Origin of the sequence: Pseudomonas putida (assembly GCA_041879295.1) — a bacterium.
Taxonomy (GTDB): Bacteria; Pseudomonadota; Gammaproteobacteria; order Pseudomonadales; family Pseudomonadaceae; genus Aquipseudomonas; species Aquipseudomonas putida_Y.
In genome coordinates this window covers 437054-462167 of sequence record CP047152.1, presented here as the reverse complement: position 1 = coordinate 462167, position 25114 = coordinate 437054, and the positions used below count along the sequence as shown (strand labels likewise).

Genomic DNA, 25114 nt, shown 5'->3' with positions numbered 1-25114 from the left:
CTTGTTTTTTGCCCGCCAAGACCTTCAGTGGATAGGGTGTTATGTCCGGAAAAGCGCAACAGCAGTCTCGTATCAAAGAGTTGATCACCCGCGGTCGTGAGCAGGGCTACCTGACTTACGCGGAGGTCAACGACCACCTGCCTGAGGATATTTCAGATCCGGAACAGGTGGAAGACATCATCCGCATGATCAACGACATGGGGATCAACGTATTCGAGAGTGCTCCGGATGCGGATGCCCTTCTGTTGGCGGAAGCCGACACCGATGAAGCTGCGGCCGAAGAAGCCGCTGCTGCGTTGGCGGCAGTTGAAACCGATATCGGCCGCACGACCGACCCGGTGCGCATGTATATGCGCGAAATGGGTACTGTCGAGCTGCTGACCCGCGAAGGCGAGATCGAAATCGCCAAGCGTATCGAGGAAGGCATTCGTGAAGTCATGGGCGCCATCGCCCACTTCCCGGGCACTGTCGACTACATTCTCGGCGAATATGACCGCGTCACCACCGAGGGTGGCCGCCTGTCGGACGTTCTCAGCGGTTACATCGACCCTGACGACAACATTGCCGCGCCAACCGAAGAAGTGCCGATCCCGGGCGCCAAGGCCGCTGCGGCGAAGGAAGAGTCCGACGACGACGAAGAAGAATCCGAAAGCGGTGACGACGAGGAAGAGGCCGAAAGCGGCCCGGACCCGGTAGTCGCGGCCCAGCGCTTCGGTGCGGTATCCGATCAGCTTCAGGTAACCTCCAAGGTCCTGAAGAAGAATGGTCGTAGCCACAAGGAAAGCATCGAGGCCCTGCAGGCCCTGGCCGACCTGTTCATGCCGATCAAGCTGGTACCGAAGCAGTTCGAGGTACTGGTCGAGCGTGTACGTGACGCCCTGAGCCGTCTGCGACAGCAAGAACGCGCCATCATGCAGTTGTGCGTACGTGACGCCCGCATGCCGCGAGCCGACTTCCTGCGCATGTTCCCAAGCAACGAAACCGACCAGACCTGGAGCGGTGACCTGGCCAAGCGCAACACCAAGTGGGCTGCCGCCCTGGGTGAAAAGAACGCTGCCATCGTCGCTTGCCAGCAGAAGCTGATCGACCTTGAGACCGAAACCGGCCTGACCGTTGCCGAGATCAAGGAAATCAACCGTCGCATGTCGATCGGTGAAGCCAAGGCCCGCCGCGCCAAGAAAGAAATGGTCGAGGCGAACCTGCGTCTGGTGATTTCCATCGCCAAGAAGTACACCAACCGTGGCCTGCAGTTCCTCGATCTGATCCAGGAAGGCAACATCGGCTTGATGAAAGCGGTGGACAAGTTCGAATACCGTCGCGGCTACAAGTTCTCGACCTATGCCACCTGGTGGATCCGTCAGGCGATCACCCGTTCGATCGCCGACCAGGCACGCACCATCCGGATTCCGGTGCACATGATCGAGACGATCAACAAGCTCAACCGTATTTCCCGCCAGATGCTGCAGGAAATGGGTCGTGAACCGACGCCGGAAGAGCTGGGCGAGCGCATGGAAATGCCTGAGGACAAGATCCGCAAGGTACTGAAGATCGCCAAAGAGCCGATCTCCATGGAAACCCCGATCGGTGACGACGAAGATTCGCACCTGGGCGACTTCATCGAGGACTCGACCATGCAGTCCCCGATCGACGTGGCCACAGTCGAAAGCCTCAAGGAAGCCACCCGTGACGTGCTCTCGGGCCTGACTGCACGCGAAGCCAAGGTGCTGCGCATGCGTTTCGGTATCGACATGAACACCGACCACACCCTCGAAGAGGTGGGCAAGCAGTTTGACGTAACGCGTGAGCGGATCCGTCAGATCGAAGCGAAGGCGTTGCGCAAACTGCGCCACCCGACCCGCAGCGAGCACCTGCGCTCCTTCCTCGACGAGTGATGACAAAACCCCGGCCCAGGCCGGGGTTTTTCTTTAGTGGCCCGCCACATAAAGCCCCCCTTCCGTTGCACGCCTGCAGCAATGCCCGTCTACACTCGACTTCAGACCACCTGAGTGCGAGGCTGCCATGTCCTTGAAGCCGGCCATTCTGTTGCTGATCCTGATTCTGTGGAACACAACGGCCGGCGCCCTGACCCTGACAGACGAGGAGAAAACCTGGCTGGCTGCCCACCCGCAGCTCAACCTGGGCGTAGACGCCTCTTGGCCACCGTTCGAGTTTCGCGACCAGGAGGGCCGTTACCAGGGATTGGCCGCCGACTACATTGCCATGATCCAGCAGCGCCTGGGTGTGACGTTCAAACCGGTCGAGCCCAGCAGTTGGACCGAGGTGCTGGCGCAGGCGCGGGAAAGCCGTATCGACCTGCTGCCCGGCATCATGTCCACTCCGGAACGCCAGGGCTTTCTGGCCTTCACTCGCCCGTACCTCGACTTCCCCATTGTCATCCTCGCGCACAAAGGCGGCGCACAACCGCGAAAGCTGGCTGACCTGTACGGCTTGAAAATCGCCGTAGTAGAAAACTACGCCCCGCACGAGTTGCTGCGTACCCACCACCCGGACCTCAACCTGGTTGCCCTGCCAAACGTCAGCTCCACGCTGCAAGCACTGGCCACCGACCAGGTGGATGCCGTGGTCGGTGACCTCGCTTCCAGTATCTGGAGCCTGCGCCAACTCAAGCTCGAAGGCCTCTACGTCAGCGGCGAAACGCCCTACCGTTATCAGCTGGCGATGGCCGTCCCCCGCGACAAGAGCGTGCTGGTCGGCATTCTCGATAAAGTGATGGCCGACATGAGCAGCAGCGAAATCAGCCAGATCCAGCAGCACTGGGTGGGCAATGTAGTCGACCAGCGGATGTTCTGGTCCGACCTGCTGGTGTATGGCCTGCCAGCGGTGCTGTTGCTGATGGCTGTGCTGGCAGTGGTCATTCGCATCAACCGCCGACTCAGCTCGGAAATATCCCGGCGCATCGCCCTGGAGCAAGAGCTGCGCAGCAGCGAATACCACTATCGCGGCCTGGTCGAGAGCCTGTCAGCCATCGCCTGGGAAGCCGATGCCAACGACTTCACCTACAGCTACGTTTCACCCCATGCCGAAGACCTGCTCGGCTACCCATTGAGTGACTGGCTCAGGCCCGGTTTCTGGCGCAGCATCCTGCATCCGGAGGACGCGCTCTGGGCACAGGCCTACTGCGACAGCGAGACCGCAGCGGGGCGCGACCACAGCCTGGACTACCGAGTGATCCGGGCTGATGGCCAGCCCCTCTGGGTACGCAACATCGTCAGCATGATCGAACACGGCCACCAGCCCGTGATGCGCGGGCTGATGATCGACATCAGCGAAACCAAGCGCACTGAGGACGCCCTGCGCCTGTCCGAACAGAAGTTCGCCTCGGTATTCCAGCAGTGTCCCGATATATTGCTGATCGCGCGCCACAGCGATGGCTGCCTGCTGGAGGTGAACGAGGCTTTCGAAGAGCAGATCGGCCTGCCGCCAGACCAGGTCATTGGCCGCACCGCCACCGACCTTGGCCTTTGGGGCGTAGAAGGCAGTGGCCCGCTCCTGCTTGAAAGGTTGCACCAAGGTGGTATCCGCAACCTGGAAATGAGCTTCCGCCGCAGCAACGGCCAACTGTTCACCGGCCTGACTTCGGCCGAAACCTTCGAACTGGACGGCACACCCGCGCTAGTTGTGGCAGTACGCGACATCAGCCAGCTGAAGGAGACCCAGCAGCAGCTGCAAACTTCAGAAGAAAAGTTCGCAAAGGCCTTCCACGCCTCGCCCGACGGCCTGCTGCTATCGCGCCAGAGCGACGGGTTGCTGCTGGAGGTGAACGAGGGCTTCTGTCGCCTCACCGGCTACGCCCTCAACCCAACCATCGACCAGACCTCGCTAGACCTGGGTATCTGGGTCGACCTCAACGAGCGCAAACACCTGGTTGACCAGCTCAACCGCGACGGCTTCGTGCGCGACTTCACCTGCCATATCCGTCGCAGCGACGGGCAGATCCGCCTTTGCGAGCTGTCCGCCCGCCCCCTGCCGATTACCGGCGTCGACTGCATGCTGACCATCGCCCGCGACATCACCGAGCGTCACCTGATGCAAGAAAAACTGCAGCTGGCCGCCACCGTGTTCGAGAACACCGCCGAAGGCGTGCTGATCACCGACATTGACCAGCGCATCAGTGCCGTCAACCGCGCCTTCAGCGAGATCACCGGCTACAGCGAGATCGAGGCCCTCGGCCAGACTCCGCGCCTGCTCGCCTCGGGCCAGCACGACAGCGCTTTCTATCTGGCCATGTGGCACCAGCTTACAGACGAGGGCCACTGGCAGGGCGAAATCTACAACAAGCGCAAGAACGGCGAGCTTTACCCAAGCTGGCTGACCATCAGCGCCGTGCGCAACAGCGACCGCGAGGTCACTCACTTCGTGGCGGTTTTTGCTGACATCTCCAGCATCAAGCACGCCCAGGCCAAACTCGACTATCAGGCCCACCACGACCCGCTGACCGGCCTGCCCAATCGCACCCTGTTCGAAAACCGGCTACAGGGTGTGCTCACCTGCGCGCAGGTGTCCAACCGCCAGGGCGCAGTGCTGTTCCTGGACCTCGACCGCTTCAAGCATATCAACGACAGCCTTGGCCACCCGGTCGGCGACCTGCTGCTCAAGGGCATCGCCCAGCGCCTGAAAGAACAGGTACGCGACGTTGACACCGTAGCCCGCCTGGGTGGCGACGAATTCATCATTCTGCTGCCCGGCCTGCACAAGCCCAGTGACGCCAGCACTATCGCCAACAAGCTATTGGCCTGCTTCAACGCACCGTTCCAGGCCGGCGAGCACGAGTTTTTCACCAGCGCCAGCATCGGCATCAGTCTTTACCCACAGGATGGCACTGACGTCTCCACACTGATCCGCAACGCCGACGCTGCCATGTACCGCTCCAAAGCCAAAGGCCGCAACCGCGTCGAAGCCTACACCCGCGACCTCACCGCCCAGGCCAGCGAGCGCATCGCCCTGGAGCATGAGCTGCGCCGGGCCGTCGAACGCAACGAAATGAGCCTGTGCTTCCAGCCCAAGCTCAGCCTGAAGACCCAGAGCCTGGTGGGTGCCGAAGCGCTGATCCGCTGGAGCCACCCGACCTTTGGTGAGGTACCGCCGGAACACTTCATCCACCTGGCGGAAGAGAACGGCACCATCCTGCAGCTCGGCGACTGGGTACTGGAGCAAGCCTGCCGGCAGATGCAGGCCTGGAAGCAGCACTATGAACCCTTCGGCCCGCTGTCGATCAACCTTGCCGGCGCCCAGCTGCGCCACCCACACCTGGCACGGCGCATCGAACAACTGCTCAAGCACTACCAGCTGAGGGCCGGTGACCTGCAGCTGGAAATCACCGAGAACTTCATCATGAGCCAGGCAGAAGAGGCCCTGGCCGTGCTGTACCAGTTGAAGAAACTCGGCGTACAGCTAGCCATCGACGATTTTGGCACCGGCTATTCGTCGCTGAGCTACCTGAAGCGCCTGCCGCTGGACATCCTCAAGATCGACAAGTCGTTCATCCGCGGCCTGCCCGACGACCCACACGACGCCGCCATCGCCCGGGCGATCATTGCCCTGGGCCGCAGCATGCAGTTGACCATCATTGCCGAAGGCGTGGAGAACCAGGCCCAGCAGCGTTTTCTGGCGGCCGAGGGCTGCGAGCAGATCCAGGGCTACATCGTCAGCCTCCCTCTACCGCCAGAGGAATTCGCGGCCGCGTTTCTTCGCATAGCACTATCGGATCTTTCAGATGGCACAGGTGCGAAACCCTCGTTATAATCCGCCCACTTACTGAGGGCCTATAGCTCAGTTGGTTAGAGCAGAGGACTCATAATCCTTTGGTCCACGGTTCGAGTCCGTGTGGGCCCACCAGCTTACAAGCCGCGCATTGCGCGGCTTTTTCATGCCCGCAAGAAATAAATGTTCGGGGGCGTGTACATCCAGCGCAGCGGCGCCGGCCGCATGACCTTGGAAGTAGCGCTGAAACGGTATCTCAGCGAAATCAGCCCACCAAGAAGCCGATCACCCAGCACGCCGATAATCGCGGAAAGGTGCCCTATCGATACTTCAAGCCAAACACCCTAGCTTGAGGATCAGACAATGAGCCGAATAGGCGCCATTATCAGCTCACAAAATGAGCCGAATATGCTCGCTAATCGGCTCACAGATGAGCAAGCCCATGAATGAACCTGGGCCTGCCCCGTGACAACGGACGCCAGGAAGCTGGCTACAGAGCCAACTGCCTCAAGCCTTTGCGTATTCGTTCGGTGCGCTCATCACTAGCGCGGCGCCTGGGCTAAACGAAGGAGGCCGCACCACTGCACGTTCCAGTCCATCGGGCGATGATGGCCATCAACCATGGGCAACCCCATAAGAACCCTCCCAGTCTGCTCCACCACCCCCTCTGCCAACGTCCGCAAATGTACCGCTGTCAGTTAACCCCCTCCAGGACGCATCTCGACCTGCCGTGGGTTGTAGAAGGTCATGCCAGGCGGAATATCCCGCGTAACCAACGACATCGCGCCAATCACCACGTCATCGCCAATGTCGATGCGATCAGCAACGATGCAACTGTTGGCCCCCATGCTCACGTTGTCGCCAATGCGCAGTGCGTACTCCTGCAACCCCAGGGTCTTGATGCCGATCGAGCAGTTCTGCCGGATGAAGAAGTTGCGCCCGATGCTTACATGCCGGGTAACCACCACCCCCGGCAGGTGCGCGATGCGCAGGCCGGGGGCGATCTGGGCGCCGATGTCGATGTCCACCCCATACTTGAGGTTGAGCCGCTGCTGCATGCGCCTGGCGTGGCGCCGGGCCAGGCCGCCGCGGGCGTCGAGGTACTGGGCCAAGCGATAGGCGAAAAGGAAACGCAGTTTGTTGTCCTTGCGTGCGCGGCGCAGCACGTTGAACAGCAGGCTGATAGGGCGTCCGGGTCTTTTCTTGTTGGAGACTTCCAGTCGCCAGCATTCGAGCAGGTGGTCGAGGTTCACGCTGAGATTTCCGTTGGACTAGCGCTTCATCATGCCGAATTAGTGCCGAAGACGCAGCCTTCGGACATGCACGGCCCTTCTCACCCAAAGTGCCAAGCCGACGCCGTCAACGGTGATCGACTGCACCTGGCCTTGCCCTGATTGGCACAGGCTGGCTAGGCTAGCGGGCCAACCGTAGAGACTCGCCATGTCGGATTCCCGCTCCATCACGCTGGATGAAATCGATCGCCAGCTGATCGCCCTGCTGCAGATCAACGCCCGCGAAAGCGTCGCCACCCTCGCCCGCCAGTTGGGTATCGCCCGCACCACCGTCAATTCGCGCCTGGAGCGGCTGGAGAAAAACAAGGTTATCTCCGGCTATGGCGTACGCCTGGGCCAGGGTGTGATAGGCGGTGGGCTGCAAGCGTACGTGGGGATCAAGGTGCAGCCACGCTCCGGCAAGGACGTGGTGCGGCGCCTGAGTGCCATGGGCCAGGTGCAGCAGTTGTGTGCGGTAAGCGGCGAGTTCGACTATGTGGCCTGGTTGCGTACGGACTCGCCTGAACAACTGGACCAATTACTCGACCAGATCGGCAGTGTCGACGGGGTGGAGAAGACCACCACGTCGATCATTCTCAGCAGCAAGGTGGACCGCGGTCAGCCGCTCTGATAATCAGGCCTCCTGCTCGTCGAAGGGCTTGTCTTGAGCTTTGGGGGGGCTGTGAGATCGAGCGCCGCCCGCGCGGCGCATCGCGAGCTGCGCTCGCTCCTACGTTTGTTTCGGGCCAGTGACGCCTGTGACAGCCGCGCGCGACCGCCTTGTTTGTACGACGCGATATCGCGCCATGCGCCAAGGGGATCGCGCGCAATTCCCCCAGGAATAACTGGCCCGAAACAAACGTAGGAGCGAGCGCAGCTCGCGATGCGCCGCGCGGGCGGCGCTCGATCTCACAGGCGACGCACCTCTACCGCCATACAGGCGGCGCTCGATCTCACAGGCGACGCACCTCTACCGCCATACAGGCGGCGCTCGGTCTCCCAGGCGGCGCACCTCTACCGCCATACCCTTAAGGCTACACCGCCTGGCATGACGTTGCGCAATGGCCGGGTGTGTTTGCCTTGGGTTTTATGGTGTTGCAGAAATCGAGCGCCGCCCGCGCGGCGCATCGCGAGCTGCGCTCGCTCCTACGTTTGTTTCGGGCCAATTATTCCTGAGGGAATTGCGCGCGATCCCCTCGGTGCATGGCGCGATATCGCGTCGTACAAACAAGGCGGTCGCGCGCGCCTGTCACAGGCGTACCTGGCCCGAAACAAACGTAGGAGCGAGCGCAGCTCGCGATGCGCCGCGCGGGCGGCGCTCGATCTCACAGCCCCCCAAAGCCCAAGACAAGCACGTCGTCATAAACAACCTCACTATTATAATTTCGACGAAATAAACTACATTAAGACAACACTCTAAACCTTAATAACGAACACCCCACGCCCTAAAATGACCTCCAGGCATCTCCTATACTCAGGCTCCGCTCCTCGCGCAGCCTCTCTGGCAAGGTCATTTCATGAACAAGAAGAACCGCCACCCCGCCGACGGCAAGAAGCCGATCACCATTTTCGGCCCGGACTTCCCTTTTGCTTTCGACGACTGGCTGGAACACCCGGCAGGCCTGGGCAGCATTCCAGCTGAGCGCCATGGGGAAGAGGTAGCCATTGTCGGTGCCGGTATCGCCGGCCTGGTAGCGGCCTACGAGCTAATGAAGCTGGGCCTCAAGCCGGTGGTGTACGAGGCGTCCAAGCTAGGCGGCCGGCTGCGCTCGCAAGCCTTCAATGGCACTGACGGGATCGTTGCCGAGCTGGGTGGCATGCGCTTCCCGGTGTCGTCCACCGCCTTCTACCACTACGTCGACAAGCTGGGCCTGGAAACCAAGCCCTTCCCCAACCCGCTGACCCCGGCCTCGGGCAGCACAGTTATCGACCTGGAAGGCCAGACCTACTACGCCGAGAAACCCACCGACCTGCCACAACTGTTTCATGAGGTAGCCGACGCCTGGGCCGATGCGCTGGAGAGCGGCGCCCAGTTCGCCGATATCCAGCAGGCCATCCGCGACCGTGATGTACCGCGCCTGAAGGAACTCTGGAACAAGCTGGTGCCGCTGTGGGACGACCGCACCTTCTACGACTTCGTCGCCACCTCGCGCTCGTTCGCCAAGCTGAGCTTCCAGCACCGCGAAGTGTTCGGTCAGGTCGGTTTCGGCACCGGCGGTTGGGACTCGGACTTCCCCAACTCGATGCTGGAAATCTTCCGCGTGGTGATGACCAACTGCGACGACCATCAGCACCTGGTGGTCGGGGGCGTGGAACAAGTGCCACAAGGCATCTGGCGCCACGTACCGGAACGCTGCGTGCATTGGCCGGAGGGCACCAGCCTGAGCACGCTGCATGGCGGCGCACCACGTACCGGGGTCAAGCGCATTGCCCGCGCCGCCGATGGCCGCCTGGCGGTCACCGACAACTGGGGCGATACCCGCCACTACAGCGCAGTACTCGCCACCTGCCAGACCTGGTTGCTGACCACCCAGATCGACTGCGAGGAATCGCTGTTCTCGCAAAAGATGTGGATGGCCCTGGACCGTACCCGCTACATGCAGTCGTCGAAAACCTTCGTCATGGTCGACCGCCCGTTCTGGAAGGACAAGGACCCGGAAACCGGCCGTGACCTGTTGAGCATGACCCTCACCGACCGCCTCACCCGCGGCACTTACCTGTTCGACAACGGCAACGACAAGCCCGGGGTGATCTGCCTGTCGTACTCGTGGATGAGCGACGCGCTGAAGATGCTGCCGCACCCGGTGGAGAAGCGTGTACAACTGGCCCTGGATGCGCTGAAGAAGATCTACCCAAAGACCGATATCGCCGGCCATATCATCGGCGACCCGATCACGGTTTCCTGGGAGGCCGACCCGTACTTCCTCGGTGCCTTCAAAGGCGCGCTGCCGGGCCATTACCGCTACAACCAGCGCATGTATGCGCACTTCATGCAGCAGGACATGCCGGCGGAGCAGCGCGGTATCTTCATTGCCGGTGACGACGTGTCATGGACCCCCGCCTGGGTTGAAGGCGCGGTGCAGACGTCGCTGAATGCGGTGTGGGGTATCATGAACCACTTTGGTGGCCACACCCACCCCGACAACCCCGGCCCAGGCGATGTGTTCAACGAAATCGGCCCGATCGCCCTGGCGGATTGAGACAAGGAGGCACCATGCGCATCGCTCTGTACCAAGGTGCACCCAAGCCACTGGATGTGCCCGGCAGCCTGCAACGGCTGCGTCACCAGGCGCAGTTGGCAGCCGAACGCGGCGCGCAGTTGCTGGTTTGCCCGGAGATGTTCCTGACCGGCTACAACATCGGCCTGGCCCAGGTCGAGCGCCTGGCCGAGGCCGCCGATGGCCCGGCAGCCATGACCGTGGTGGAGATCGCCCAGGCGCACCGCATCGCCATTGTCTATGGCTACCCTGAGCGCGGCGATGACGGGGCGATCTACAACAGCGTGCAGTTGATCGATGCGCATGGCCGCAGCCTGAGCAATTACCGCAAGACCCACCTGTTCGGTGAACTGGACCGTTCGATGTTCAGCCCAGGCGCCGACTATTTCCCGGTGGTGGAACTGGAAGGCTGGAAGGTTGGCCTGCTGATCTGCTACGACATCGAGTTCCCGGAGAACGCCCGGCGCCTGGCGCTGGATGGCGCCGAGCTGATCCTGGTGCCGACGGCGAACATGACGCCGTACGACTTTACCTGCCAGGTGACTGTGAGAGCCCGGGCGCAGGAAAACCAGTGCTATCTGGTGTATGCCAACTACTGCGGTGCGGAAGACGAGATCCAGTATTGCGGGCAGAGCAGCATCATCGGCCCGGATGGCAGCTTGCTGGCCATGGCCGGGCGGGATGAGTGCCAGTTGTTGGCAGAGCTGGAACATGAGCGGGTGGTGCTGGGACGCACGGCGTTTCCCTACCTGACCGATTTGCGCCAGGAGCTGCACCTGCGTAAAGGCTGACAGGGGCCGCTATGCGGCCCATTCGCGGGCACGCCCGCTCCCACGGGATCTGCGCTGCCTTTCATACCGGCGCCATACCCCGCGAATAGGCCGAGCCTGCAAACAAATCGGTTAGCATGGAAAGCCGCCACCGGAGCCCCCATGTCTGACACCACTCGCCAACTCACCCTCGCCAACGGCTTGCAGTTGACCCTGCGCCACGCCCCGCGCCTCAAACGCTCGGCCGCCGCACTGCGGGTGCATGCGGGCAGCCACGACGCAGCTGCCAGATGGCCCGGTCTGGCGCACTTCCTCGAACACCTGTTCTTCCTCGGTACACCGCGCTTCCCGCTGGAAGACGGCCTGATGCGCTACGTACAAGCCGTGGGCGGACAGGTCAACGCCAGCACCCGCGAACGCGCCACCGACTTTTTCTTCGAGGTGCCACCCAACGCGCTCGATGGCGGTCTCGAGCGCCTGTGCCAAATGCTGTCAGAACCGGATCTGGGTATCGAACGCCAACGCCGTGAACGCGAAGTGATCCACGCCGAATTCATCGCCTGGTCGCGCAATCCATCGGCCCAACAGCAGTTCGCCCTGCTGCAGTCAGTCTCAGACAAGCATCCACTGGGCGCTTTTCATGCTGGCAATCGATACACCCTGGCCTTGCACGACGCAGCTTTCCAGCAAGCGCTTGCGGGCTTTCATCAGCGCTTCTACCAAGGCGGCCAGATCTGCTTGAGCCTTTGCGGGCCACAGCCGCTGGATGAACTTGAACGCCTTGCCCGGCAGCACGCCGAACTGTTCGCCGCAGGTGAGCGCGTGCCGCGAGCGCTGCCGCCGCCACTGCCCGCACTGGCTAACGCTCTGACCTTCACTCACCAAGGCCTCCCCAGCGGGGCCGAGCACGCCTTGGAACTGCTGATCGCTTACCTGGAGGACAGCCGCCCAGGTACCTGGCTGGGCGCGCTTCGCGAGCGTGGCTGGCTACAAAGCTTCACGGCCGAAAAGCTGTACGCGTTTGCCGGTCAGCTGCTGTGGCACCTTGACCTGAAGCTAAGTGCCGACGCTTGCCCGGACGAAACCTGCGCCCTGCTGCAAGGTTGGTTCAGGTTCATCCGCCAGGCCGACCGAGACCAGTTGAACCACCAATTCGGCTTGCTGCAGTGCAGCCGTGCGCAAAGTGCCAGCGCACTCGAACTGGCCCGCCGGGACAGCACAGGCCAGCCGTTCGCCAAGCTGGATGCCCAGGGGTTGCAGGCGCTTGGCGCCCTGCTGGAAAGCCTGCCAGGTAGCGACCATGGCAATTGGCAGCGCTTGCCAGTCGACCCATTGCTGAAGGCTGACCTGCGCCATGCCAAGGCGCAGCCGCTGCCGGCAGCGCTGAAGATCAGTGACCAGCTCCCGCCGGCGCGCCAATACGCTGCGCTGTACCTGCGCTGGCATGTACCTTCGCCTTTGCGCCAGCAGCTACAGCGTGTGCTGGAACTGGCCCTGGTACCACTGCAGGAACGCTGTGACCGCGCCTCCGTGCAACTGCAGTACAGCAGCGCCGGAGAATACTGGCAGTTGCGCTGCGCCGGCCTGCCAGCAGCAGTGCTGCGGGCAGTGGAACAAGCCTTGGCATTGATGCTCAAGCCACCTGCCAGTTGCTGGCTGCCCTGCACGGCGCAGCCCCCGGCCCTGATCCCCATCAGGGCCCTGCTCAAGCAACTGCCAGACGCGGTACGGGGTAGCCTGCCCGCAGCGGTGCCCGCCGACACGCTGAACCAGCAGCAACTCGACAGCCTGTGGCTGCACACCGAATGGCATGGCATGGCTACCGGCTTCGAGGATACCGCGCTAAATGCCTTGGGCACTGCGCTGCAGCAGTGCCCTGGGCAAGGCTCGCGGCCTGCCCCCCTGCCTACATGGGCAAACCACCGCTGGCAGCATGCCCAAGTGCCAGGCAGCGAACATGCCCTGCTGCTGTTCTACCCGTTGCCTGCGGCCAAAGAAGCCGCAGGCCGCCTGTTAGCCCAGTTGCTGCAAGGGCCGGTTTACCAACGCCTGCGGGTAGAATTGCAACTCGGCTATGCGGTGTTCAGCGCCTTTCGTCAGGTCGAGGGTGTTGGTGGGCTGCTGTTCGGCGTGCAGTCTCCCCACACCGGTCCGGCACAGGTGCTCAACCACCTGCTCGGCCTGCTGCGCCATGGCGTCACCCTTGACCCGGCCGCTCGCCAAGCATTGGCTGGGCAATTCGACGAGCCCGCCATGGCCAATGCCGATGTCGCCGAATGGGCGTGGCAGACACACTTGGCCACACAACCCGATAAGCTGGATGTGCTGCGCAGGTCTATCCTGACTACGCGGCAGACGGATCTGGACCACCTGCTGAGCGACCTGCTCGCCCCAGGTTTCGCTTGGCTATGTTTGGCCAACGCTGCCGCGCCAGACACTTCCTGGCAGGGTGAAAAACGATGATTATTACGCGAACTGCAACGGCGCTTCTCGAATAATTAACCTTCCGGTTCAAATTTTTCTTGTAAGATAGCGCAATCTCGGTTTCAGGGAACTGCCAGCGCATGGCGGTACCCAAGTAGTAGCTGAACAACCCAACCCTCATTCGGAAGGAGTAATTCCATGTGGACCAAACCTGCATACACTGACCTGCGTATCGGCTTCGAAGTTACCATGTACTTCGCTAACCGCTAAGCCAGGTTTAGGGTTTCACGCCTCGGCCTGCCGGGGCGTTTTCGTTTTTTCCGATCCGGTTTCTGCATAGAGAGTGGCCATGTACATCCAGGTTCTCGGCTCCGCCGCCGGTGGCGGGTTCCCGCAGTGGAACTGCAACTGCGTCAACTGCAAGGGCTACCGTGATGGCACCCTGCAAGCCACGGCGCGCACCCAGTCATCCATCGCCCTGTCCGACGACGGTGTGCACTGGATACTGTGCAATGCCTCGCCCGACATCCGCGCCCAACTGCAGGCCTTTGCGCCGATGCAGCCGGCCCGGGCCCTGCGCGACACCGGCATCAACGCCATCGTCCTGCTGGACAGCCAGATCGACCACACCACCGGCCTGCTCAGCCTGCGCGAAGGCTGCCCGCATCAGGTGTGGTGCACGGACATGGTCCACCAGGACCTGACCACCGGTTTCCCGCTGTTCAACATGCTCAGCCACTGGAACGGTGGCCTGCAGTGGAACCGTATCGAGCTGGAAGGCAGCTTCGTGATCGACGCCTGCCCCAACCTCAAGTTCACCCCCTTCCCCCTGCGCAGCGCCGCGCCGCCTTATTCGCCACACCGCTTCGACCCGCACCCGGGCGATAACCTTGGTTTGATGGTCGAAGACACCCGCACCGGCGGCAAGCTGTTCTACGCCCCGGGCCTGGGCCAGGTAGACGAAAAGCTGCTGGCGATGATGCACGGTGCCGACTGCCTGCTGGTCGACGGCACCCTGTGGGAAGACGACGAAATGCAGCGCCGCGGTGTCGGCACCCGCACCGGCCGCGAGATGGGCCACTTGGCGCAGAACGGCCCGGGCGGCATGCTCGAAGTGCTGGACGGTTTCCCGCGCCAGCGCAAAGTGCTTATCCACATCAACAACACCAACCCGATTCTCGATGAAAACTCCCCCGAGCGCGCCGAAGTCCTGCGCCGGGGCGTCGAAGTTGCCTTCGATGGCATGAGCATCGAGTTGTAAAACAGTCTGTGAGGCGAGACCAGACCCTGTGGGAGCGGGCACGCCCGCGAAAATGCCAACACGGTCTATGGCACCGGCTTCGCCGGTGTTCGCGGGCACGCCCGCTCCCACAAGGGAGAGAGATGTGCCAGGCCAGATAATCGTTCTACAGGAGCCAGCCGAATGAGCGACGCACTGCCAATGTCCCCTGCCGAGTTCGAGCAGGCCTTGCGCGCCAAGGGCGCCTATTATCACATCCATCACCCGTACCACGTGGCGATGTACCAAGGTCGCGCCACCCGCAAGCAGATCCAGGGCTGGGTGGCCAACCGCTTCTACTACCAGGTCAACATCCCGATGAAGGATGCTGCGATCCTGGCCAACTGCCCGGACCGCGAAGTGCGCCGCGAGTGGATCCAGCGCCTGCTCGACCACGATGGTGCGCCCGGCGAGGATGGCGGTATCGAAGCCTGGCTGCGCCTGGGCCAGGCTGTCGGGCTGGACCCGGACCAATTGCGCTCGCAAGAACTGGTATTGCCTGGCGTGCGCTTTGCCGTGGACGCCTACGTCAACTTCGCCCGCCGCGCCAGCTGGCAGGAAGCCGCCAGCAGCTCGCTGACCGAGCTGTTCGCCCCGCAAATCCACCAGTCACGTCTGGACAGCTGGCCACAGCACTACCCGTGGATCGACCCCGCCGGCTACGAGTATTTCCGTACCCGCCTGGGCCAGGCTCGACGCGATGTGGAACACGGCCTGGCGATTACCCTGCAGCACTACACCACCCGTGCGGGCCAGGAGCGTATGCTGGAGATACTGCAGTTCAAACTGGATATCCTGTGGAGCATGCTCGATGCCATGAGCATGGCCTACGAACTGAACCGCCCACCCTATCATTCCGTCACCCAGGAACGGGTGTGGCACAAGGGAATCACCCTATGAGTTTCGACCGTAACCAGGTACCGAACTGGCGCCCCGGCTATCGTTTCCAGTACGAGCCGGCGCAAAAGGGCCATGTGTTGCTGTACCCCGAAGGCATGATCAAGCTCAACGACAGCGCGAGCCTGATCGGTGGCCTGATCGACGGCCAGCGCGACGTGGCAGCAATTATCAGCGAACTCGAACAGCAATTCCCCGGTGTCCCGCAAGTGGCGGACGACATCGAGCAGTTCATGGAGGTGGCCCGTGCCGAACACTGGATCGTCCTCGCCTGAGTTGCCGCCTACCCCCGAGGTCGGCCTGCCGCTGTGGCTGCTGGCCGAACTCACCTACCGCTGCCCGCTGCAGTGCCCTTACTGCTCCAACCCGCTGGACTTCGCCGCCCAGGGCCAGGAGCTGAGCACCGAACAGTGGTTCAAGGTCATGGCTGAAGCGCGGGAAATGGGTGCCGCACAAATCGGCTTTTCCGGCGGTGAACCACTGGTACGCCAGGACCTTGCCCAGCTGATAGCAGAGGCCCGCCGCCTGGGTTACTACACCAACCTGATCACCTCGGGCATTGGCCTGACCGAGGCACGCATCGCCGAATTCAAGAAGGCTGGCCTGGACCATATCCAGATCAGCTTCCAGGCCAGCGACGAGCAGGTGAACAACCTGCTGGCTGGCTCGAAGAAGGCCTTTGCACAGAAGCTGGAAATGGCCCGCGCGGTGAAAGCCCATGGCTACCCGATGGTGCTCAACTTCGTCACTCATCGGCACAACATCGACAAGATCGACCGCATCATCGAGTTGTGCATTGCCCTGGAGGCCGACTTCGTCGAGCTCGCCACGTGCCAGTTCTATGGCTGGGCGCACCTCAACCGCCTGGGACTGCTGCCAACCCGCGCGCAGCTCGAGCGGGCCGAACGTATCACCAACGAATACAGGGACAAGCTCAAGGCCGAGGGCAACCCGTGCAAGCTTATTTTCGTTACCCCTGACTACTACGAAGAGCGTCCCAAGGCCTGTATGAACGGCTGGGGCAACCTGTTCCTCACCATCACCCCGGACGGCACCGCATTGCCCTGCCACGGCGCCCGCCAGCTGCCCGTGCAGTTCCCGAATGTACGCGACCACGACTTGCACCATATCTGGTATGAATCGTTCGGTTTCAACCGCTTCCGTGGCTATGAGTGGATGCGCGAACCTTGCCGCTCCTGCGACGAAAAAGAAAAGGACTTCGGCGGCTGTCGCTGCCAGGCCTTCATGCTCACCGGCGATGCCAGCAACGCCGACCCGGTGTGCGCCAAGTCGACCGAGCACGGCATCATTCTCAAGGCCCGCGAGGAGGCTGAAACCGCCCAGCTCGCGATCGAACAGATGACCTTCCGCAATGATCGAAACTCCCGTGTCATCGCCCGCGGCTGAATTCAGCGCGGCCCAGGCAGTTGCCGCCGGCACCGACTTTGCCGAACTCAAGGTCAGTGCCGACGGGCTGTTCTGGAACGAATTCCGCCCGGCCGACGGTGCTTGCCGTATCTGGCACTGGTTGCACTACCAAGCTCGCTGCCTGACCCCGGACGGCTTCAGCGTGCGCAGTCGGGTCTACGAATATGGTGGCGGCAGCTTCTGCCTGGGCGGCGACGGGCTGGTGTTCGTCAACGAAAAGGACCAGCAGGTCTACACCCAGCCGCTGGACGATCTGTTACCACGTGCACTGACCCAGGATGCCAGCTGCCGCTATGGCGATGTGCAGTGGCACGACGGCCAGGTGCTGGCCGTCGAAGAGCGCCATGCCGAACAGGTAGAGCATCGCCTGGTCGCTCTGGGTAACAGCAGCCGCGAAGTCCTCGCCGAGGGCGCCGACTTCTACGCCTCGCCTGCTGTCAGCGCCGATGGCCAGCGCCTGGCGTGGATCGAATGGGACCGCCCGGCACAGCCCTGGACCGTCACCCGGCTGATGTGCCGCGCGCGCGATGCCAGCGGCCACTGGGGGCCGGCGCAATGTGTAGCCGCCGCAGAAGAATCGTTGCAACAACCACGCTTCGATGCCCAAGGTCGGCTCTACTGCCTTTCCGACCGCAAGGGCTTCTGGCAACCCTGGGGTGAGGTCGATGGCCAATGGCAAGCGTTGCCTGCCGCATCGGCGGACCATGCTGCTGCGCCTTGGCAATTGGGGACCTGCACCTGGTTGCCACTGAGCCCGCAAAGCTACCTGGCCAGTTGGTTCGAAGACGGCTTCGGGCAATTGGGGCTGCGTGGTGAAGATGGCCGTATGGAGCGTTTTGCCAGTGCCTACACACGCTTTCGCAGCCTGACCATGGACAGCGAACACCTGTATGCCATTGCCGCGTCGCCCATCAGCCCACCGGCAGTCATTGCCATTGACCGCAACAACCACGAAGTACGCGTGCTGGCCGGCGGTGCCGAAGTGCTGCCGGCAGGGAATATCAGCCTGCCGCAGCCGATCCACTACAACAGTGACGGCGAGCAGGCCCATGGTTTCTTCTACCCCCCAGCGCAGTCGCAAGGCGCCGCACCGCTGGTGGTATTCATCCACGGCGGGCCAACCTCAGCCTGCTATCCCGTGCTCGACCCGCGCATTCAGTATTGGACCCAGCGCGGCTTTGCCGTGGCCGACCTCAACTACCGGGGCAGCACCGGCTATGGCCGGGAGTACCGGCAGGCACTGCATCAGCGCTGGGGCAAAAGCGATGTGGCCGATGCCTGCGCGGTGGTCGAATACCTGGCGGCTCAGGGCTTGGTCGACAAACGCAAGGCATTCATCCGCGGCGGCAGCGCCGGGGGTTACACCACCCTGTGCGCCTTGGCGTTTCAAGACGTGTTCCGCGCCGGCGCCAGCCTGTACGGGGTCAGTGACCCGGTAGCCCTGGCCCGTGCCACCCACAAGTTCGAAGGCGATTACCTGGACTGGCTGATCGGCGACCCGCAGCGGGACGTTGAACGCTATCGCCAGCGCACGCCGTTGCTGCATGCAGAGCGAATCAAGGTACCGGTGATTTTCTTCCAGGGTGAGCTGGATGCGGTGGTGGTGCCGGAGCAGACACGCTCCATGTTGGCTGCGTTGCAGGCCAACGGGATCGACGCTGAAGGGCATTTTTATGCGGAGGAGCGGCATGGGTTCCGCAAGGCGGAGAACCTGGCGCATGCCTTGGAAGAAGAGTGGAAATTCTATTGCCGGGTGTTGGTGCAGTAGTTACAGGCGCCCCTGCAGGAGCAACCTTTCGCTGCTCCTGCAGGCGCGGGCTCAGCCTGTGTCACCGCTTGGCGATGATGTACACCGCATGCACGATCCCCGGAATGTACCCCAGCAGGGTCAGCAGGATATTCAGCCAGAACGCCCCGCCAAACCCGACCTGAAGGAACACCCCCAGCGGCGGCAGGATAATGGCGATGATAATGCGGATAAAGTCCATGCGAGTTTCTCCTGAAGGGTTACATCAAAGACTAGCTGCCAGCCGAAGAGGTTCCACAGGCAAAAAAAACGCCCCGGGCCGAATGAAACAGGCCAGGGGCGATGCGCAGGAACGCCAGACGGTTCGTTGAATTCTTTGGCAGGCCGCTACGCCGGCACTTCGCGGCGGGCCTGCTGCTGGGCATGCAGGCGGGCGAAAGCGCGCGCCAGGCGCAGCAGCATTTCGTCGATGTTGCCTTTGCTCACAGTCAGCGCCGGAGAAAAGCGCACCACATCCGTTTGCGGCGCGTTGAGCAGCAGGCCCTCGTGCAGGGCCGCAGCCACCAGCTCGCGGGCCAGGTTTTCTTTCAGTTGAAGGGCCCATAGCAGCCCGTGACCGCGCACTTCACCCTGACCATAGCGCCCGGTCAGGCGGCTCAGGCCTTCACGCAGGTGACGACCGTTGTCCTGAACCTGGGCCAGAAAGCCAGGTTCCAGCACGCTGTCCAGCACCGCCAGGCCGGCGGCGCACATCAGCGCGTTGCCATGGTGGCTGCCGTCCAGCTCACCAGGCTCGGCGCAGCATGCCTTGCCCCTGGCCAGCAAGGCGGCCAGTGGCACGCCGCCCCCCAGGCCCTTGCCCAAGGTGATGATGTCGGCGCGCACGCCATAGAGCTCCTCGGCCAGCAGCGCACCACAGCGACCAATACCGGTCTGCACCTCATCAAGGATCAGCAGGATGCCCAGTTCGCGGCAGAGCGTTTCCACGCCCTTGAGGTATTCCTGAGTAGCGGGAATAACGCCCGCCTCACCCTGTATCGGCTCGAGCATGATCGCCACGGTGCGTGAATCCACCTCGGCGTGCAGCGCCGCCAGGTCGTTGAACGGCACCTTGCTGAAACCCGGCAGGCCAGGTTCGCAGCGATTGCATGGTAACGGGTCGGATGCGGACAGCGCGCCCAGGCTACGGCCATGGCAGGCTTGGCTGGCAGTAATGATGTGATAGGCGCCATTGCGGTGCAGCTGGCCCCACTTACGCGCCAGCTTGATCGCCCCTTCACAGGCCTCTGCACCGCTGTTGAGCAGGTAGGCCTGGTCACTGCCGGTACTCTGACACAGCCGATTGACCAGCCCCAGCAGGCCACGGTTGTGAAAGCCCGAGCCCGGGTTGATCAACGCCTGAGCCTGGGCTCCCAACGCTTTGACCAGCACGCTGGGGCTGTGGCCCAAGCTGTTGACCGCGCCGCCTTGGGTGAAGTCCAGGTAGGCATGCCCTTCGTTGTCCCACAACCAGGAGCCCTGGCCACGCACGAATACCTGCGCCGCACGTTCGGCGCCGGGCATCAGGCGATCAAGCGACAGCTCGGATGCTTGCGGCACGATCACCGGCGCACGCTTGGGCTCGGCGGCGGCGGCAGAAGCCGAGCGGCGCAGGTTGAACAGGTTCATCAGGGCTCCAACCAATCACGGTAAAGGGCAGCCACGGTGCGGTCTTGATGCCGGCACTCGATATTTTGCCTTGCCTATCAAAAGTGTTTTTCATCCATGATAACAATCGACCGAATCATCGCTGTAACCCTTTGGAATACGGCGATAGACTAGGCTTCAACAGGGTTTTCGACCATTTCGTTTTTCCAGCATTTTCGATAAGTATTACTTATGGATTTCCGCCAACTGCGTTATTTCGTCGCGGTGTACGAAGAAGGCCACGTAGGCCGTGCCGCCGAACGCCTGTCGCTGTCACAGCCGGCGCTTTCCCAGCAGATCCGCCAATTGGAGCACAGCCTCGACCTGAGCCTGTTCGAGCGCAGCAACAAACGCTTGCTGCCGACCTTGGCCGCCCACACCTTGTACAACCATGCCCTGCCGTTGCTCGACGGCCTGCAGCGTGCCCACGAAGCTATGCGCAACTTCAAGGGCCAGTCGCTGCGCACCTTGGCTATCGGTGTATTGCAGACCGTGCGGCCAAGCCTGATACCGCAGCTGCTTGAACGGCTGCGCAAGGCTCAACCCCACCTGGTCGTGCAGATTTACGAGTTGTCGGGGTTGGAGATCGAACGGCGCCTGCTCAACGGCAGCCTGGACATCGGCATCAGCTACTTGCCGCCGCGCCAGCCAGGTCTGCATGGCCTGCTGTTGTACGAAGATGAGCTGCAACTGGTCATACCCGATACCCACCCGCTGAAGGACTTCAAGAAGGTGTCCATCCGCCAGGCCGCCGAGTTGCCCATGCTGATGCTGGGCGAGGAGTTCCAGATCCGCCAGATCTGGCAGGCGCAGTTGGCCAGCCAGGGTCGACGGCCGCAGGTGCAGGCAGAGATGAACAATATGGCAGGGATTCTCGATAGCCTCGCGCACACGGCGCTGGCTACCATTCTGCCGGGGCGCGCCAAGGAGGCCGCCGAAGATGATCAGGGGCTGCTGTGGAAGCCGCTCAGCGAGCCGCGCGTGCCGCTGAAGGTTGGCCTGGTCTTCCGCGATGCCCAGCGCCAGCAGGCGTCCGTAGAGCTGCTGCGCACGTTGCTGGAGGAAGAGACGGACGCTCGTCTGTTGGGGGCATCACCGCTGGATGTGCTGGCCTGAAAAACACGCACGCAAAGAAAACCCCGCCGAAGCGGGGTTTTCCAGACTGTTTCCCTGTGACATCCGTATCGCCCCGCCATCCTGGCAGGTGTTCCTTCGTCGTCGTCCTTGATCTGTCCTTTGCGCTTCCTGCGCAACGTCCATGTGGTAAAGATTAACCGTGGATCCAATCTTAGAACAGTGGTGAAAAGTCACCACGTCGTGTAGGAAAAAGCTTACACGAGGGATTCATACCCAGATATCTGGGGAATCGGGCCACTGGGTAGCCCTCAATATCAGAACTGCTCGGCATCCAGCAGGTAAAGCGACTCACTCCCCGCCTTCACCGAAGCCACCAGCGAATCCACCCGTGGCAGCAACCGTGCAAAATAGAACCGCGCCGTACCCAGCTTGCCCGAATAGAACGCCGCATCCCCATCGCCCGCCTGCGCCGCCCGCGCCATCAGTGCCCACATATAGCCATAGGCAACATAGCCGAAGGCATGCAGGTACTCGACCGAAGCCGCGCCAATTTCATTCGGGTTGCCCTTGGCCTGCTGCAATACCCACTCGGTCAACCCATCGAGCTGATCGAGCGAAGCACGCAATGGCTTGGTGAATTCGTCCAGTTCGCTGCCTGCATGAGTAATGAACTGGCGAATCTCATCAGAGAACAGCTTGTAGTATGCCCCGCCGCTGGCCACCACTTTACGGCCCATCAGGTCGAGGGCCTGGATGCCATTGGTCCCCTCGTAGATTTGGGTAATGCGCACATCGCGCACCAACTGCTCCTGCCCCCACTCACGAATATAACCATGCCCGCCAAATACCTGCTGGCCATGCACTGCGCACTCCAGGCCCAGGTCGGTGAGGAAGGCCTTGGCCACCGGCGTCAGCAGTGCCACCAGCTCTTCGCTGCGTTTGCGCACGCTGGCGTCTTCGCTGTACTTGGCACTGTCCAGTTGCATGGCCACGTAAGTGGAGAACGCGCGGCCACCTTCGATCAGTGCCTTCATGGTCAACAGCATGCGACGCACGTCCGGGTGGACGATGATCGGATCGGCAGCCTTGTCCTTGGCTTGCGGGCCAGTCGGGGCACGGCTCTGCAGGCGATCGCGGGCGTACTCCACGGCGTTCTGATAGGAGCGCTCGGCTGACGCCAGGCCTTGAATGCCGACACCCAGGCGCTCGTAGTTCATCATGGTGAACATGGCCGCCAGGCCCTTGTTCGGCTCACCGACGATATAGCCGACTGCTTCGTCGAAGTTCATCACACAAGTAGCCGATGCCTGGATGCCCATTTTGTGCTCGATCGAGCCGCAAGTGGCCGGGTTCCGCGCACCGAGGCTACCGTCTTCATTGACCAGGAACTTTGGCACCAGGAACAGCGAAATACCTTTCGGCCCCGCCGGTGCATCCGGCAACTTGGCCAGTACCAGATGGATGATGTTCTCGGTCAGGTCGTGTTCGCCACCGGTGATGAAGATCTTGGTGCCGCTGACCTTGTAGCTGCCGTCAGCCTGGGGCTCGGCCTTGGTGCGGATGATGCCCAGGTCGGTGCCGGCATGCGGCTCGGTCAGGCACATGGAGCCGGCCCAAACGCCGGCATACATGTTCGGAAGGTATTTTTCCTTCAAGGCCTCGCTGGCGTGGGCGTTGATCGACAGACAGGCGCCAGCGGTCAGCATCGGGTACAGGCCGAAGGCCAGGCTGGACGCGTTGACCATTTCCTCGACCTGGGCCGAGATGGCCTTGGGCATACCCATGCCGCCGAACAGCGGGTCACCGCCCACGCCCACCCAGCCGCCTTCGGCGTAGGTGTTGTAGGCCTCGATGAAACCGGCTGGGGTGCGTACTACGCCGTTGTCCCAGTGGCAGCCCTCTTCGTCGGCAGCGCGGCTGAGCGGCGCAATGGTCTTGGCGGTAACCTTGCCGGCTTCTTCCAGCACGGCCATGGCCGTGTCGGCATCGACGACCTCCGCCAGCCCGGGCAACTGCGTCCACTGCTCGGCCACGTTGAAGACTTCATTCAGTACGAAGCGCATGTCGCGCAGGGGCGCTTTATAGTCAGCCATGACAACCTCTCGCTAGTCGGGTCGGGGCGGTCTCGGGGAACCGCGACACTGGGGTTACTGGCAGTGTAACCGAACAACTTTTGCGAGACATAGGGTCATCAATCGACTATATAGTCTCGCACGGTCACGCTGTACGCACTGCCCCACGCGGCGATTGTCGCCCATGCACCATGACACAATTGCGCCCCGCACCTTTGGCGCTGTAAAGCGCCTGGTCGGCGGATTTCAGCACCGCCTCGGGGTTGCGATGATCCGCCTGGCGCTCGGCCACGCCGATACTGATGGTGACCGAAACCGTGCCGCCGCCGCTGCCAGCGCGGCGCTGGCGCCCGGCGGTATCGTCCTGCGGGCGGTTGTGCTGGTCGCGCAGGTGCATCACGTAATTAGCGATTACTTCACGCACGGCCTCCACATGCGGCACGCACTCCTCGGCGGTCTTGCCGGCGAACACCAAAGCGAACTCTTCCCCACCATAACGGTAAGCGCGACCACCGCCGGTGACCTTGGACAAGCGGCTGGCGACCAACCGCAACACCTGGTCACCGACATCGTGGCCGTGGGTGTCGTTGAATTTCTTGAAATGGTCGACATCGGTCATGGCGATGACATAGTTGCGCCCCAGGCGCTGCATGCGCTCGTTCAGCGCACGGCGCCCCGGCAGGCCAGTCAGCTCGTCACGGAAAGCCATCTGATAAGCCTCGTGCGCCACTGCTGCGGCGATCATCAGCATTACCTGGCTGCACATGATGTTCAGGGTAAACGGCAGGATGAAGGTTTGCGGCAGCATCCAGAAAATGCCCAGCAGGCCGATCAACTGCGCGGCGTGCAGCGGCCGGGGTGCACGCAGGTACTGCACCACCAGCAGAATGAATACACCAAGGAACAGTGGGTAGACCATCTGGATCAGGCTCATCCAGTGACCATGCAAAGCCGGCCAGCGGATCTCCGCCAACCAGGTCAGCAACGCCTCGGGGTAGCTTTGCTGGAGGGCCACCGCCACGCTGCCCACGGCAAACAGCACAGCACCGCGGGCGACCAGGTCCTGCAGCAGGTGCGTACGCTCCTGCCAGGCGCCATACAGCCCGAACAGCGCCGGCAGCAGCAGGCAGACCAGGTGGAAGATCACCGCTGCGTCCTCACGCACGCGGCCATGGTCACGATAGAAGTCGGTCTGGGTATCGAGCAGGAAGTAGGCGATGTACACCGTCAGCATCAGAAACAGCTCACGCTGGCGGCGGTAGACCGCGCAGTAAGCGCCGCCCAGCAGTAGAACCAAGGTAGGCAGGACATTGAACAGCGATGTGAAAAAGACGCTGAGGTCTCTCACATAGGCTGCGGCGAGCCCTGCCAGCAACAAGAACAGCGACGGCAGGAAGTGGCTTGCGCGAACAGCGTTAAGACGAAACAAGGGTAATCTCCAACCCGGCAGATCAATAATGGCATTGTGCCCTCACTTCATCGGCAGTGCACTGGAACAGTTGAATTTGCGGTTGGATTTACCAG

18 protein-coding genes and 1 tRNA gene are annotated in these 25114 nt (G+C 62.2%); 14 read left to right on the top strand and 5 right to left on the bottom strand.

Going from position 1 to position 25114, the window contains the following annotated elements:
• Positions 1-41: 41 nt before the first annotated feature.
• The 3 genes from rpoD to GST84_02035 all read left to right on the top strand — a co-directional run bounded on the left by rpoD (position 42) and on the right by GST84_02035 (position 5856).
• Positions 42-1892: an RNA polymerase sigma factor RpoD gene (gene rpoD / locus GST84_02045; GenBank protein ID XGB11207.1), complete on the top strand. Its 1851-nt coding sequence runs from the start codon at positions 42-44 to the stop codon at positions 1890-1892.
• A 127-nt stretch (positions 1893-2019) separates the two neighbouring features.
• Entirely contained in the window at positions 2020-5763 is a 3744-nt protein-coding gene (locus GST84_02040; protein XGB11206.1) for an EAL domain-containing protein, read from the top strand.
• Positions 5764-5779: 16 nt separating this feature from the next.
• Positions 5780-5856 (top strand) — tRNA-Ile (locus tag GST84_02035).
• A gap of 563 nt (positions 5857-6419) precedes the next feature.
• On the opposite strand, the gene GST84_02030 is transcribed toward GST84_02035, so the two are convergent.
• Complete coding sequence (locus tag GST84_02030) at positions 6420-6974, bottom strand: serine acetyltransferase (GenBank protein ID XGB11205.1); 555 nt, start codon at positions 6972-6974, stop codon at positions 6420-6422.
• 187 nt (positions 6975-7161) lie between these two features.
• Here GST84_02030 and GST84_02025 point away from each other — a divergent pair, with 187 nt between their 5' ends.
• The 10 genes from GST84_02025 to GST84_01980 all read left to right on the top strand — a co-directional run bounded on the left by GST84_02025 (position 7162) and on the right by GST84_01980 (position 18776).
• The gene (locus GST84_02025) at positions 7162-7623 is read left to right on the top strand and encodes an AsnC family transcriptional regulator (GenBank protein ID XGB11204.1); all 462 of its coding nucleotides are present in this window, start codon (positions 7162-7164) and stop codon (positions 7621-7623) included.
• Positions 7624-8509: 886 nt separating this feature from the next.
• Entirely contained in the window at positions 8510-10192 is a 1683-nt protein-coding gene (locus GST84_02020) for an NAD(P)-binding protein (protein ID XGB11203.1), read from the top strand.
• Between the two features lie 14 nt (positions 10193-10206).
• Positions 10207-11001, top strand: coding sequence for a carbon-nitrogen hydrolase (locus GST84_02015; GenBank protein ID XGB11202.1), 795 nt, complete (start codon positions 10207-10209; stop codon positions 10999-11001).
• A gap of 141 nt (positions 11002-11142) precedes the next feature.
• On the top strand, positions 11143-13443 hold the full coding sequence (gene pqqF / locus GST84_02010; GenBank protein XGB11201.1) for a pyrroloquinoline quinone biosynthesis protein PqqF: 2301 nt from the start codon (positions 11143-11145) through the stop codon (positions 13441-13443).
• A gap of 159 nt (positions 13444-13602) precedes the next feature.
• Positions 13603-13674: a pyrroloquinoline quinone precursor peptide PqqA gene (gene pqqA / locus GST84_02005; protein ID XGB15694.1), complete on the top strand. Its 72-nt coding sequence runs from the start codon at positions 13603-13605 to the stop codon at positions 13672-13674.
• 79 nt (positions 13675-13753) lie between these two features.
• Positions 13754-14665 carry a pyrroloquinoline quinone biosynthesis protein PqqB gene (pqqB, locus tag GST84_02000; GenBank protein ID XGB11200.1) on the top strand — a complete coding sequence of 304 codons (912 nt, stop codon included), beginning with the start codon at positions 13754-13756 and terminating at the stop codon, positions 14663-14665.
• Positions 14666-14827: 162 nt separating this feature from the next.
• A complete protein-coding gene (pqqC, locus tag GST84_01995; protein XGB11199.1) occupies positions 14828-15583 on the top strand; it encodes a pyrroloquinoline-quinone synthase PqqC in 756 nt (251 codons plus the stop codon).
• A complete protein-coding gene (pqqD, locus tag GST84_01990) occupies positions 15580-15855 on the top strand; it encodes a pyrroloquinoline quinone biosynthesis peptide chaperone PqqD (protein ID XGB11198.1) in 276 nt (91 codons plus the stop codon). The genes pqqC and pqqD overlap by 4 nt, the downstream gene beginning before the upstream one ends.
• On the top strand, positions 15827-16987 hold the full coding sequence (gene pqqE, locus GST84_01985; protein XGB11197.1) for a pyrroloquinoline quinone biosynthesis protein PqqE: 1161 nt from the start codon (positions 15827-15829) through the stop codon (positions 16985-16987). Before pqqD ends, pqqE begins: the two co-directional genes overlap by 29 nt.
• Positions 16953-18776, top strand: a complete 1824-nt coding sequence (locus tag GST84_01980) for a prolyl oligopeptidase family serine peptidase (protein ID XGB11196.1) — start codon at positions 16953-16955, stop codon at positions 18774-18776. The genes pqqE and GST84_01980 overlap by 35 nt, the downstream gene beginning before the upstream one ends.
• A 61-nt stretch (positions 18777-18837) precedes the next feature.
• On the opposite strand, the gene GST84_01975 is transcribed toward GST84_01980, so the two are convergent.
• A complete protein-coding gene (locus GST84_01975) occupies positions 18838-18996 on the bottom strand; it encodes a YqaE/Pmp3 family membrane protein (GenBank protein ID XGB11195.1) in 159 nt (52 codons plus the stop codon).
• Between the two features lie 146 nt (positions 18997-19142).
• Positions 19143-20423, bottom strand: coding sequence for an aminotransferase class III-fold pyridoxal phosphate-dependent enzyme (locus tag GST84_01970; protein XGB11194.1), 1281 nt, complete (start codon positions 20421-20423; stop codon positions 19143-19145).
• A gap of 210 nt (positions 20424-20633) precedes the next feature.
• On the opposite strand from GST84_01970, the gene GST84_01965 reads away from it, so the two are divergent.
• Positions 20634-21557 (top strand): LysR family transcriptional regulator, encoded by a 924-nt coding sequence (locus tag GST84_01965; protein ID XGB11193.1) that lies wholly within the window; start codon positions 20634-20636, stop codon positions 21555-21557.
• A 275-nt stretch (positions 21558-21832) separates the two neighbouring features.
• On the opposite strand, the gene GST84_01960 is transcribed toward GST84_01965, so the two are convergent.
• The gene (locus tag GST84_01960) at positions 21833-23611 is read right to left on the bottom strand and encodes an acyl-CoA dehydrogenase (protein ID XGB11192.1); all 1779 of its coding nucleotides are present in this window, start codon (positions 23609-23611) and stop codon (positions 21833-21835) included.
• A 124-nt stretch (positions 23612-23735) separates the two neighbouring features.
• Positions 23736-25019, bottom strand: coding sequence for a diguanylate cyclase (locus tag GST84_01955; protein XGB11191.1), 1284 nt, complete (start codon positions 25017-25019; stop codon positions 23736-23738).
• Positions 25020-25114 lie beyond the last annotated feature (95 nt).